8 protein-coding genes are annotated in these 12,417 nt (G+C 71.8%); 2 read left to right on the top strand and 6 right to left on the bottom strand.

Translation table 11 applies throughout. The features are described from left to right. Positions 1-105: LexA family protein (locus tag ACZ7FF_RS39245; protein ID WP_470818872.1), on the top strand; the 105-nt coding region annotated here is incomplete at its 5' end. Between the two features lie 148 nt (positions 106-253). On the opposite strand, the gene ACZ7FF_RS39250 is transcribed toward ACZ7FF_RS39245, so the two are convergent. The 4 genes from ACZ7FF_RS39250 to ACZ7FF_RS39265 form a co-directional block, all read right to left on the bottom strand. Next, entirely contained in the window at positions 254-2,230 is a 1,977-nt protein-coding gene (locus ACZ7FF_RS39250) for an ATP-dependent DNA helicase (RefSeq protein WP_470818789.1), read from the bottom strand. Between the two features lie 683 nt (positions 2,231-2,913). After that, a complete protein-coding gene (locus ACZ7FF_RS39255; protein WP_470818790.1) occupies positions 2,914-3,624 on the bottom strand; it encodes a GNAT family N-acetyltransferase in 711 nt (236 codons plus the stop codon). A 67-nt stretch (positions 3,625-3,691) separates the two neighbouring features. After that, positions 3,692-5,779: an IucA/IucC family protein gene (locus ACZ7FF_RS39260; protein ID WP_470818791.1), complete on the bottom strand. Its 2,088-nt coding sequence runs from the start codon at positions 5,777-5,779 to the stop codon at positions 3,692-3,694. 262 nt (positions 5,780-6,041) lie between these two features. Continuing rightward, positions 6,042-7,493, bottom strand: coding sequence for a diaminobutyrate--2-oxoglutarate transaminase family protein (locus ACZ7FF_RS39265; RefSeq protein ID WP_470818793.1), 1,452 nt, complete (start codon positions 7,491-7,493; stop codon positions 6,042-6,044). 392 nt (positions 7,494-7,885) lie between these two features. On the opposite strand from ACZ7FF_RS39265, the gene ACZ7FF_RS39270 reads away from it, so the two are divergent. Next, positions 7,886-9,109 carry a trypsin-like serine peptidase gene (locus tag ACZ7FF_RS39270; protein ID WP_470818794.1) on the top strand — a complete coding sequence of 408 codons (1,224 nt, stop codon included), beginning with the start codon at positions 7,886-7,888 and terminating at the stop codon, positions 9,107-9,109. Positions 9,110-9,178: 69 nt separating this feature from the next. On the opposite strand, the gene hflX is transcribed toward ACZ7FF_RS39270, so the two are convergent. After that, complete coding sequence (hflX, locus tag ACZ7FF_RS39275; RefSeq protein ID WP_470818796.1) at positions 9,179-10,672, bottom strand: GTPase HflX; 1,494 nt, start codon at positions 10,670-10,672, stop codon at positions 9,179-9,181. Between the two features lie 189 nt (positions 10,673-10,861). Further along, positions 10,862-12,373 (bottom strand): M1 family metallopeptidase, encoded by a 1,512-nt coding sequence (locus tag ACZ7FF_RS39280; protein WP_470818798.1) that lies wholly within the window; start codon positions 12,371-12,373, stop codon positions 10,862-10,864. Positions 12,374-12,417 lie beyond the last annotated feature (44 nt).

Below are 12,417 nucleotides of genomic sequence, written 5' to 3' on the forward strand. Positions count from 1 at the left end.
GACGGCCACGTCTGGCTCCTCCCGCACAACTCGGCCTACGAGCCGATCCCCGGCGACGACGCCACCATCCTCGGCAAGGTCGTCGCCGTGCTGCGCCGTGTGTGACCGCCGCGGCGGACGGGCCTGACACGGCCCGCTCCCTGACCGGGCCCCGGAACCCCTGCGCCGGTTCCGGGGCCCTGCGTATGCCTGGGGGCGTCGCGGACGCCTCCGCATCGCGGGGGCGTGACCGGCGCCGGTCACGCCCCCGCGATCACTTCGCCTCGGCCTGCTGCGCCGCCGCGTCGATCGCCGCGAGGGACCTGCGGACCTGATTGCGGTCCGTGGTGAACCAGAAGTCCGGCAGCGACGCCTTGAGATACCCGCCGTACCGCGCGGTGGCCAGCCGCTGGTCCAGTACGGCGACCACGCCACGGTCCCCCGAAGCGCGTACGAGGCGGCCTGCGCCCTGCGCCATCAGCAGGGCCGCGTGGGTGGCGGCCACCGCCATGAAGCCGTTGCCACCCGCGTCCTCCACCGCCTTCTGGCGCGCGCTCATCAAAGGGTCGTCGGGACGCGGGAACGGGATCTTGTCCATGACGACCAGCTGACAGCTGGCTCCCGGCACGTCGACGCCCTGCCACAGCGAGAGCGTGCCGAAGAGGCACGTCCTGGGGTCGGCCGCGAAGTTCTTGATCAGCTCACCCAGAGTCTCCTCGCCCTGGAGCAGGATCGGGTATTCGGGGATCCGGGAGCGCAGCTCTTCCGCGGCGAGCTGGGCGGCCCGCATGGACGAGAAGAGCCCGAGGGTACGGCCGCCGGCCGCCTGGACCAGCTCGGTCAGCTCGTCGAGCATGTCGGCGCGATCCCCGTCCCGCGCCGGGCGCGCGAGGTGCTTGGCGACGTACAGGATGCCCTGCTTGCGGTAGTCGAACGGCGAGCCGACGTCGACGCCCTTCCACTTCGGCAGGTCCTCGCCCTCCGTGCCCTCGGGACCTAGCCCCAGGGAGGCGCCGACGCCGTTGAAGTCGCCGCCCAGCTTGAGGGTCGCGGAGGTGAGGACGACGGCGCGGTCCGCGAACAGCTTCTCCCTGAGCAGCCCCGAGACCGACATGGGGGCGATGCGCAGGGACGCCCCGAAGCGGTCGTGACGCTCGTACCAGACGACGTCCCACTCCGAGCCGTTCAGCACCCGCTCGGCCACGTCGTGCACCGTCTCCACCGAGGCCAGCGCCTGCTTGCGGACGGCGTCCTCGTCCTGGACCGACTTGTCGCGTGTCGCGCCGATGCCCGAGATGACCGTGCGGGCCGCGTCCCGCAGCGCCATCAGGGCGTATCCGAGGTCCTCCGGGATCTCCTCCAGACGTCCCGGCAGCGCCAGCTCCATCAGCCGCTCGAAGCCCTCGGCGGCGGTCTGCAACTGGTCGGCGGCCTTCTCGTTGACGAGCTTGGCGGCCCGGCGCACGGCACGGTTGACCTGGCCGGGCGTCAGCTCACCGGTGGCGACGCCGGTGACCCGGGAGACGAGTTCGTGCGCCTCGTCCACGATCAGCACCTCGTGCTGGGGCAGCACCGGGGCGCCCTCGATCGCGTCGATGGCCAGCAACGCGTGGTTCGTGACCACGACCTCGGCGAGCTTGGCGCGCTCACGGGCCATCTCGGCGAAGCACTCGGCGCCGTACGCGCACTTCGACGCGCCCAGGCACTCCCTGGACGACACCGACACCTGCGCCCACGCACGGTCCGACACGCCCGGAGTGAGATCGTCCCGGTCGCCGCTCTCCGTCTCGTCCGCCCAGTCCCGCATCCGCAGCAGGTCCTGACCCAGCTTGCTCGTGGGCGCGGCTGCCTCGAACTGGTCGAACAGCCCGTCCTCCTCGTCCTGCGGCATGCCTTCGTGCAGGCGGTGCAGGCACAGGTAGTTCGAGCGGCCCTTGAGCATCGCGAACTCCGGGCGGCGCCGCAGCTGCGGGTGCAGGGCGTCGACCGTACGCGGCAGGTCGCGCTCCACCAGCTGGCGCTGCAGTGCGAGCGTGGCGGTCGCGACGACCACACGCTCCCCGTGCGCGAGCGCGGGCACGAGATAGCCGAGCGACTTTCCGGTGCCGGTGCCGGCCTGGACCAGCAGGTGGGATCCGTCGTCGATCGCTTCGGCGACCGCTTCGGCCATGGTCACCTGGCCGGGGCGCTCCGTGCCGCCGACGGCTGTGACAGCGGCATGCAGGAGATCGGGGAGGGAGGGCTTCGTCATAGCCCGACCACCCTACGGCCCGGCACTGACAAACGGGTGGTCAAGGCGGGGAGAGGGGGCGGGATCACGACGGGGCTCCTGGATGGGTGGCGGGGATGTGGCGGGCGGTGGTGGGTGATGGGTGCCGGATGGTGATGGGTGGCGGACGGCGGTGGGTGGCAGACGGTGGGTGGCAGGCGGTGGCGGTTGGCGGGTTGCCACGGGGGTGAGGCAGCAGGAGCGCGCTTGGCGTGGGGCTCTGAGCGGGCGGCGCGTGTGGCGTTCGCGCGCCCGGGATATCGGGGGGCGCGCGGGTTTGCGGAGGCCGGGGCTTGAGTGGCTCACCGGTTCGCAGAGGCCCGGGTTTCGGGCGGGACGATGGTTTGCGGAGACCCAGGATCCGGGCGGCCTGCTGATTCGCGGAGTTCGGCATTCCGGCGGCTCCCCGGGGGGACGGAGGACCTGCTTCCCGGCCGCTCTGCCGGGAGCGGCGGCCCTGCTCCCCAGCGGCTCACCGGTACGCAGAAGTCTGACTCTCCGCCCCCCGTCTCCCTACTCTCTCTCCGCCCCCTTCCCTGCCCCCCTCGCCGGTCCGACCCTCAGACGCCCGGCCCACCCCGTCCCCGCGCCCGAGAAATTTCCGGAAGCCGGGAACACCCGGACCTCGCCGTTCGTACTCAATGTGAGCGCACAGTCACCTGGCGCTACAGAACATCGCGCAGGACTCGGTCACGGATCATGAGGGCGGCCCGCTTGCCGGGCAGGTCGACCTCGGCGGCGTACCGAAAGCCGGCGCTCAGGAACGCTGCGACGGAGGGGGTGTTACGAAGATCGGGTTCCGTTACGACGCGTGCGCACGTGCGGCGCCGGTCGAGGATGAGGTCGGCCACGGCTCTGATCAGGACGGATCCCAAGCCCCGGCCCCGGTCACCGGCATCACCGAGGAGCAGGTGGATCCCGGTGTCGTGGGGCCGGACGGGATAGTGACGGGCAAGTAGATCCAGGTCCGCCCGGTAGATCTCCCAGTAGCTCATCGGGGTGCCGTCCAGTACTCCGAGGCATGGCACGCTCCGGCCGTCACCGTCGAACTGGGCACGTAGGTGGCTCTCTGTCCGGTCCCGGGGTCCGGCCAGTTCCCAGTACTTCGCGACGGGGGGGTCGTTCATCCAGCCGTGGACGAGCGGCAGATCCCGCTCGATGCACACGGGCGCCAACTGGAGGGAGCCGACGGGGGTGACGACCGGCCCCCAGGTATGGATGAGGTCGAGGAGGTCGGCGGTCCCTCTGGAGAAGCGGGCCACGAACTCGGCGGGCAGGCGAAGGTCCAGCGTGTCCTCGCAGCTCGCGGAGCCGACCCGGGTGTCGGGCTCGGCGGAGACGGGGACGGTGGCAGCGCTCGCGTTGGTGGGAGGCACGGTGCGCTCCTCTCTGCGCTTACGAATGGGCTTCTGAATGAGTTGCTGAATGAGCCCCGGAATGGGCTTACGAGTGAAGGGGGTTGGCGATGGTGACGTAGACGGACTGGGTGTCCACCGGGCCGACGAGTTCGTCGAGGCCGTGCAGCCGGGTCAGCAGGTTGGCCTTGCAGCGCAGCACGGGTGAGTCGAGCAGGTGGCCGGGCAGGGAGGTGCGCAGCGCGGTGGGACCTGTGACCAGGCCGGTGAGGAAGCGGCGGAATGCCGCGAGGAGCAGTCGCTCGTCGGCGAGGCGCTGGGAGCCGAAGGCGCCGATCAGGCCGAGCACGTTGTTGACGGCGAGGTAGTAGGCGAAGCGTTCGTCGGTGACCTCGTCGGAGACGAAGGTGTCGCTGCGCTCGCCGACACCGGGCAACCGGGAGTCGAGTTCGCCGCGCCGGGACTCGCGGAAGTAGTAGCCCTGGTTGTCACGGTAGCGGCCGCCCACGGGCCAGCCGTCGTCGTCCAGCAGGACCAGCGTGTTCTGCTGGTGGGCTTCCAGGGCGATGCCGGCCTCGCTGTCCAGCCACAGCACAGGGCGGACCACCTGCTGCAGATAGCGCAGGAACCACTCGGCGGCGACGGCTCCCCCGGGTCGGCCGGTGCGTGCGGCGAGCCTGGCCACGAGCCGGGCCAGCCGGGACCGCATGGGCGCGATGATCTGACCGGCATCGACTGCGGCAGCGGCAGCAGTACCAGGCACCGGCTCGGCGACGGGCCGGGGGGAGACGAGTCCGGCGACGCAGCCGGCGTCGTCGGCCGGGGCGAACGGGTTGTGCCTGATCACCACGTCGAGGCCGGGCACCGGCAGGCCGTCCGGGCCGTCGACGGCGAGCCACGCCGGGTCGCGCACGATGTCGAAGCCGGGGTGCACGGCCTGCCACTGCTTGGACAGTCCGGAGCGCAGCAGCCGGTGTACTTCGACCCCGCGTTCGAGTTCCTTGCGCAGGTTCTCGCGGCGGGAGTTGGTGATGCGCAGGCCCAGCGACAGCTTGAGCATCGCGGGGGCGCCGGACCGGTGCGCGGTTCGTACGGAGGAGGTGGGATGCCAGGCGGGGCCCTGGGGGCCCAGGTCGCGCAGGAGCCCGGAGTCGAGCAGGGCGGCTACGGCTTCGCGGTGCCGTACCTCGCGGGCCTGCCAGGGGTGCAGCGGCAGGGCGGTGTATCCGTCGGGCAGGGACAGAGCGGTTCCGGCGAGACGTCGGATGAGGTCGCCGGCCGGGACGGGGCGGCCGCGTTCGGTCCAGGCCGAGTCGGTTGCGAGCAGGGAGGGGGCGATGGTCAGCCAGTGCAGGGGGAAGGAGCCGCGCAGCTCAGGAGAGTAGAGGCGGACCTCCGACTCGGTCAGGCCCTCCCGGCTCTTCGGGGTCGGGTGCAGGGGGTGTCCGAGGAGGAGCGCCTGCTCGGCGCTGAGGAAGAGATCGGGGCCGTCGGCGGGGTGTTCGCGCCGGTCGCGGATGAAGGTGGCGGTGTGCCGGAGGGAGTCGGCCACCCTGGCCACGAGGTCACCGGTCACCCGGTCACCGGTCACCGCGTCACCGTCGTCGCCGTGCCGGTCGGCGCCGGTTTCCGGGGCTTGGGTGGTGCCGCCCGTGCCACCGGCCCTCTGTCTGGTGTCGCCGGGACTCTCTCCGGTGCCGACGGGACTCGCCCCTGTGCCGACGGGGCTGTCTCCGGTGTCGCCGGGACTCTCCCTGGCGAGCAGTGCCGCGAGAGTCACGGCGTCGACGGGTGGGGCGGTCTCGGGCGCGTCGACGAAGCGGGGCGGTCCGAAGCGGTGCCAGCCCGTCGGGGACCAGTAGCGGATCGGAGCGATGAGGGAGGTGCCGCTGGCGGGGAGCGGGACGTGAAGGGTGCCGGTGACGGGAGCGGGGAGGTCGGTCTCGCGTGCCCAGCAGCGCAGGAGGTTGTCCACGGCTGCGACCTGGGCCGCGGTGTGGGGATCGGGGTGGTCCAGGAGGTCGGCGCCGGACTGCGTTCGTCGTGTGAGGTCGGCGTTCCGCCTCCGCTGCTGCGGAACCGACTCCGCGAACGGAGCGGGAGGGGAGGGGGCGCCGGAGTCCCCCGGTTCGTCGGGGGCACCGGAGCGGCCGTCGGGGGTGGGGCTGGCGTTCATGACGGCTCCTCGGGGCTCGGGGCGGGTCGGGTGCGGAGGTCTCTCGGTCGTCCGCTCGCTCGCACCCGCCTCCGTGTCGCCGGCGGCTGCCTTGGTGGAAGGCCGTGTCGGCGCGGAGGGGCGGGCGCGATCGAGAGGGTGGTCGGGGTGTGGCTGGAGGCCGGTGTCGGCGTCGCGGAGTGAAGGGGTGGTTGAGATGGGCCTGGGTTGTGGCCCCGGGGTACTCGCCGGGCTCGGGGATCGGGCGAGGCGGCCCCGGTGGTCAGCCCGAGCGCTGGGCGGGGCTCTGGCGTCGTCGCTGCTGTGGGCCGTGGGCCTGGTGGTCGCGGGCCACCGCTGCCAGCGCGTCCGTCAGGCGGTCGAGGACGGCCGCCGCCTGCTCGTCGCTGATCGTCAGGGGAGGCAGCAGCCGGACGACGGCCGCGTGACGGCCGCCGAGCTCGACGATAAGTCCCCGCTGGAGGCACTCGCGCTGGACGGCCACGGCGAGTTCGGGTGCGGCGGGGAGCGGCGGGCGGGCGGTCTCCCATCCGGTCGGGGCCGCGCGACGGTCGCCGGCCGCGGGCCCTGCGCCCACGGCTCGGTCCCCTTCCGGATCCACCAGTTCGAGCCCGATCATCAGCCCGCGTCCGCGTACGTCTCCGACGCAGGCGAACTCGCCGACGGACCGGCTGAGTTGGTCCAGCATGCGGGTGCCGAGACGGTTCGCCCGTTCCGCGAGGCCGTTCTCCCGGACGTAGGCCAGGGTGGCGGTGCCGGCGGCCATGGCGAGCTGGTTGCCGCGGAAGGTGCCCGCGTGGGCGCCGGGTTGCCAGACGTCGAGGTCGTCGCGGTAGACGATCACGGCCAGCGGGAGGCTGCCGCCGATGGCCTTGGACAGGACCATGACGTCGGGGGTGACGCCGCTGTGGTCGACGGCCCAGAAGGCGCCGGTCCGGCCGACACCGGTCTGCACCTCGTCGGCGATCAGCAGAATGGACCGGTCCGCCGTGAGCTGACGCATCCGGCGCAGCCAGTCGTCCGGAGCGGGGATCACCCCGCCCTCGCCCTGGACCGGTTCGAGGATCATCCCGGCGGGCAGCGGGACGCCGGACTTGGGGTCGTCCAGCAGGGACTCGGTCCAGCGGACGCCGAGTTCGGCGCCGTGCAGGCCGCCGACGCCGAAGGGGCAGCGGTAGTCCTGGGGATAGGGCAGGCGGGCGACCTGGACGTCGCGGGCGCCGCCGGAGGCGGCCAGGGCACCGGCCGTCATGCCGTGGTAGGCGCCGGTGAAGGCGAGGATGCCGGCGCGGCCGGTCGCGGCCCGGACCAGTTTGAGGGCCGCCTCGACGGCGTCGGTGCCGGCGGGCCCGCAGAACTGGACACGGGCCCGGTCGGCAAGGCCGGGCGGGAGGGTGCGGAACAGCTCGGTGATGAAGTCGTCCTTGACGGGGGTGGCGAGGTCCAGGACGGAGAGGGGGGCGCCGGAGTCGAGGACTCTGCGGACGGCTTCCAGCACTACCGGGTGGTTGTGGCCGAGGGCGAGGGTCCCTGCGCCGGAGAGGCAGTCCAGATAGCGGCGGCCGTCGGCGCCCTCGATGGTCAGCCCACGAGCCCGGACGGGGACGATGGGAAGGGCCCGTGCATAGGTGCGCGCCGAGGATTCGCGCGCCGACTGGCGCCGCAGGATCCCCTCGTGCACGGCACGCGCTTCCCCGCGTGCGCCATCAGCCATCGACTCCGTAACGGACACGGCCCGTTGTCCTCCCCGCTGTGCAGATACGCGTTGGTCCGCGGGGACCGGATTCAGGCGGCAGGTCCCCTCACCCGCTACAACCGCGGACGGTGCTGCGGGTTACGGTTTTTCCCGAGATAGTTGCCGCAATGGGTGGTTGCCGTGCCGACCTGAGGGGGCAGGCGGCCGACGGCGACGTCTCGGGGCGATGTGGCTGGTCGGACAGCTCGTAGCGAAACCGTTGCCGTTCCATCGGAAGTCCCCCACAGCGAGCGCATAGTGTGTGATGCCGTTCCGAGAAGGTCGTGGGTCCGGCATGAACTCCCCGTGGTTCAGGCGCCGGTGCCACGGCCGAAGCGCCGAGTTCCTTCACCACAGGGGGAGTCAAGAACATGCGATCCATACGGCCGTCGTTCACGGTTCGGCGAGGGAGTGGCACCCGCCGCGCCTCGTCCTCGCTGGCGGCGGTCGCCCTCGTCTCGTCGCTGGCGCTGACCGCCACCGCCTGCAACGGCGACGACAACGCCGACAGCAAGCCGTCCGCCTCCGCGACCGCGGTCGGCACCGGCGACGGAAAGATCAGGATCCCGGACGACCTCAGGAAGAGGCTCAAGGAGCACGGGATCGACATCGACAAGTGGAAGAACGGCGCCTGGAAGAACTGGAACCGGAAGGACTGGCTGCGCGAGGCCAACGACTTCATCAACCCGATCATCAAGGGACTGTGGGACCCGGACCGGATGCGTCACGCCAACGACCCGAACAAGGGCGTCGACGCCAACGACATCTCCGGTGACCAGGGCGTGACGGACCCGACCCCGCAGCCGGTGACGGCGCAGGCGGTGTCGGCGCCGTACCACACCAACGCGGCCCCGTTCGGCAAGCTGTTCTTCGACTCGCCCGAGGGCCACATGGTGTGCTCGGGCACGGTCGTGGAGGACCCCGCGCACCCCGGCAAGTCCGACCTGGTGTGGACGGCGGGCCACTGTGTGCACGCCGGCAAGAGCGGCGGCTGGTACCGCAACATGGCCTTCGTGCCGTCGTACAACAACGCCGCCAAGCCGACGGCCCAGCTGCAGAACGCCAGCCGGTCCGAGATCGCCCCGTACGGCGTCTGGTGGGCCGATGCCGCGCAGACCTCGCAGCAGTGGATCAACCAGGGCGGTGAGACCGGCGGCAACGGTGCCTCGTACGACTACGCGGTGATCCATGTGACGCCGGAGCAGGGCAACGGCGGCAAGTCGCTGGAGGAGACGGTCGGCGGGGCGCTGGCGGTGAACTTCGACGCCCCGGCGGTGCCGAAGGTCAGCAGCATCACCGCGTCCGGGTACCCGGAGGCGGCGCCGTTCGACGGCCAGCTGCTGTACCAGTGCAAGGACAAGCCGGGCCGGCTGTCCCTCAACCGGTCGGACCCGACGATGTACCGGATCGGCTGCACGATGACCGCCGGCTCCTCCGGCGGCGGCTGGGTGGAGACGGGTCCGGACGGCAAGCCGGCGCTGGTGTCCAACACGTCCATCGGCCCGGTGACCTCGGGCTGGCTGGCGGGCCCCCGGCTGGGTGATGTCGCCAAGGGCGTGTACAAGTCGGTCAGCAGGAAGTTCGCCGCGCAATAGCACCGCGCGCGCCGGCATGGCGAAGGCCCGCCGCCCCGAGGGGGTGGCGGGCCTTCGCAGTGCTCCGTGTCAGGCCGCGGAGACCGGCACGTAGGGTGCCAGGTCCGCTGCCAGCTCCTCGTGCACCCGGACCTTGAGCAGGGTGCCCTCCGCGGTGTGCTCCTCGGAGAGCACCTCGCCCTCGGTGTGGGCGCGGGCGACGAGCTTGCCGTGCGTGTACGGGACGAGCGCCTCGATCTCGACCGAGGGGCGGGGCAGCTCGTTGTCGATCAGGGCGAGCAGCTCGGCGATGCCCCGGCCGGTGCGGGCCGAGACCGCGAGGGAGCGCTTCTCGATCCGGAGCAGTCGCTGGAGGACCAGCGGGTCGGCCGCGTCCGCCTTGTTGATCACGACGATCTCGGGCACGTCGGTGGCGCCGACGTCCCGGATCACCTCGCGCACGGCCAGCAGCTGCTCCTCCGGGTTGGGGTGCGAGCCGTCCACCACGTGCAGGATCAGGTCGGAGTCGCCGACCTCCTCCATGGTGGAACGGAACGCCTCGACCAGGTGGTGGGGCAGGTGCCGGACGAAGCCGACGGTGTCCGCCAGGGTGTACAGGCGGCCGCTCGGGGTCTCCGCCCGGCGGACGGTCGGGTCCAGGGTCGCGAACAGGGCGTTCTCGACCAGGACGCCCGCGCCCGTGAGGCGGTTGAGCAGGGAGGACTTTCCGGCGTTGGTGTAGCCCGCGATGGCGACGGACGGCACCTTGTTGCGCCGGCGCTCCTGGCGCTTGATCTCGCGGCCGGTCTTCATCTCCGCGATCTCCCGGCGCATCTTCGCCATCTTCTCGCGAATCCGACGCCGGTCCGTCTCGATCTTGGTCTCACCGGGGCCACGGGTGGCGAGGCCGCCGCCCTTGCCGCCGCCCATCTGGCGGGACAGCGACTGACCCCAGCCTCGCAGCCTCGGCAGCATGTACTGCATCTGCGCGAGCGCGACCTGCGCCTTGCCCTCTCGGGACTTGGCGTGCTGGGCGAAGATGTCGAGGATCAGGGCCGTACGGTCGATGACCTTGACCTTGACGACGTCCTCCAGGTGGATCAGCTGGCCGGGGCTGAGCTCACCGTCGCAGATGACGGTGTCCGCACCGGTCTCGATGACGATGTCGCGCAGTTCCTCGGCCTTGCCGGAGCCGATGTAGGTGGCCGCGTCAGGCTTGTCACGCCGCTGGATGACGCCGTCGAGCACGAGCGCGCCCGCCGTCTCCGCGAGGGCGGCCAGCTCCGCGAGGGAGTTGTCGGCGTCCTGCACGGTCCCGGAGGTCCACACCCCGACGAGTACGACCCGCTCCAGGCGGAGCTGCCGGTACTCGACCTCGGTGACGTCCTCCAGCTCAGTGGACAGGCCCACCACGCGGCGCAGGGCCGCGCGCTCGGAGCGGTCGAACTGCTCGCCGTCCCGCTCACCGTCGATCTCGTGGCTCCAGGCGACGTCCTCTTCCATCAGGGCATCGGCCCGAAGACCCTCGGGGTAGGCGTGCGCGAGGCGCTTGGCGTCCTGGGAAGGGGAAGAAGAGGAGGTCATTGGATCCTTACGTCGATGAGAGTGCCGTCTCGGCGTCGGTACGGCGGTCACAGGACCGCTCGAAATGGTCAACGTACGGGTACCCCGGGAGATTCCCGTTCCCCGTGTCGCGCCGACCCGAAGATGGTCGCACGGGGCGGCACGTCCCGTCACCGTGTTATCGCGGGGTCCGCGCCCCCGCCGCCCGCGTCATTTCCGGCCCCGGGGCCGGTCGGGCAGCGCCGCCTTGCCCGCTGCCGTCGGCTTCCAGTCCGGGTGGCCGGGCATCGGCGGGGTCTTCTCGCCGTACAGCCAGCCCTGGAGGAAGCCGCTGAGGTCGCGGCCGGAGACGGCCGAGGCCAGGCGGACGAAGTCGCTGGTGGTGGCGGTGGAGTCCCGGTGCGAGCGGACCCAGAGGCGCTCCAGGCGCTCGAACGCCGTGCGGCCGATTTCCTGCCGCAGGGCGTAGAGCGCCAGCGCGGCGCCGTCGTAGATGTTGGGGCGGAAGATGCTGATCTTCTGGCCGGGGACGGGCGGCTTGGGCCGGGCGGGCGGGCCGCCTGCCGCGCGCCAGCGGTCCGAGGCGCCGTAGGCGGCCTTCATCCGGTCCTCCATGGGCCGGTGCGCCTTCTCGTCGGCGTACAGCTCCTCGTACCAGGTCGCGTGCCCCTCGTTCAGCCAGACGTCGGACCAGGTACGGGGGCTGACGCTGTCCCCGAACCACTGGTGGGACAGCTCGTGGACCATGATCGACTCGATGTACCACTTGGGGTAGGCGGGCTCGGTGAACAGGTTCTTCTCGAAGAGCGAGAGGGTCTGCGTCTCCAGTTCGAACCCGGTGGAGGCCTGCGCCATGAGCACGCCATAGGTCTCGAACGGGAACCGGCCGACCTTGCTCTCCATCCAGGCGATCTGGTCGGGCGTCTTGGCGAGCCAGGGTTCCAGGGCCTTGCGGTCGGCGCTCGGCACGACGTCGCGGACCGGCAGCCCGTCCGGGCCCTGGCGGCGCAGCACGGCCGAGCGGCCGATGGACACCTGGGCGAGTTCGGTGGCCATGGGGTGCTGGGTGCGGTAGGTCCAGGTGGTGGTGCCGCCGACCCGTTCGGTTCCGGCGGGCAGGCCGTTGGCCACGACGGTGTAGCCGTTCGGGGCGGTGACCCGGAAGGTGAACATCGCCTTGTCGGACGGGTGGTCGTTGCACGGGAAGACCAGGTGGGCGGCGTCGGCCTGGTTCGCCATGACGAGACCGTCCGAGGTGCGCACCCAGCCGCCGTCCTGGTCCTTGGCGGGGACCGGGTCACTGGTGTGCCGCACGACGATCCGGGTCCAGCCGCCACGGTGCAGGGGACGGTCCGGGGTGACGACGAGGTCCTCCCCCGCGCCGGCGAAGTCCGCGGGGCGCCCGTCGACCTCGACGGACCGGACGGTGCCGTGCGCGAAGTCGAGGTTGATGCGGTCCAGGTCGGCGGTGGTCCACGCGTCGATGGTGGTGACGGCCTGGAGCGGTTTGTCGTTCGTGCCCGGGTAGGTGAGGGCCACGTCGTACGACGCCACGTCGTAGCCGGGGTTGCCCAGGTACGGGTACAGCCGGTCGCCGACGCCCAGCGGCACGGGCGGGGCCGAGGCGGCGAGGAGGCAGACGGAGGCGGCGGAGGCGAGCAGGGCCGCCGCGCGGTGCCGGGCGGTCCTGGGAGTGAGCCGGAGGCGGGGGGTGTGCAGCATGAACCACCGCTACCAGCACCCACCCGCCCCTCTGCGGCGACGCG

The organism is Streptomyces sp. NPDC037126 (genome assembly GCF_055605965.1).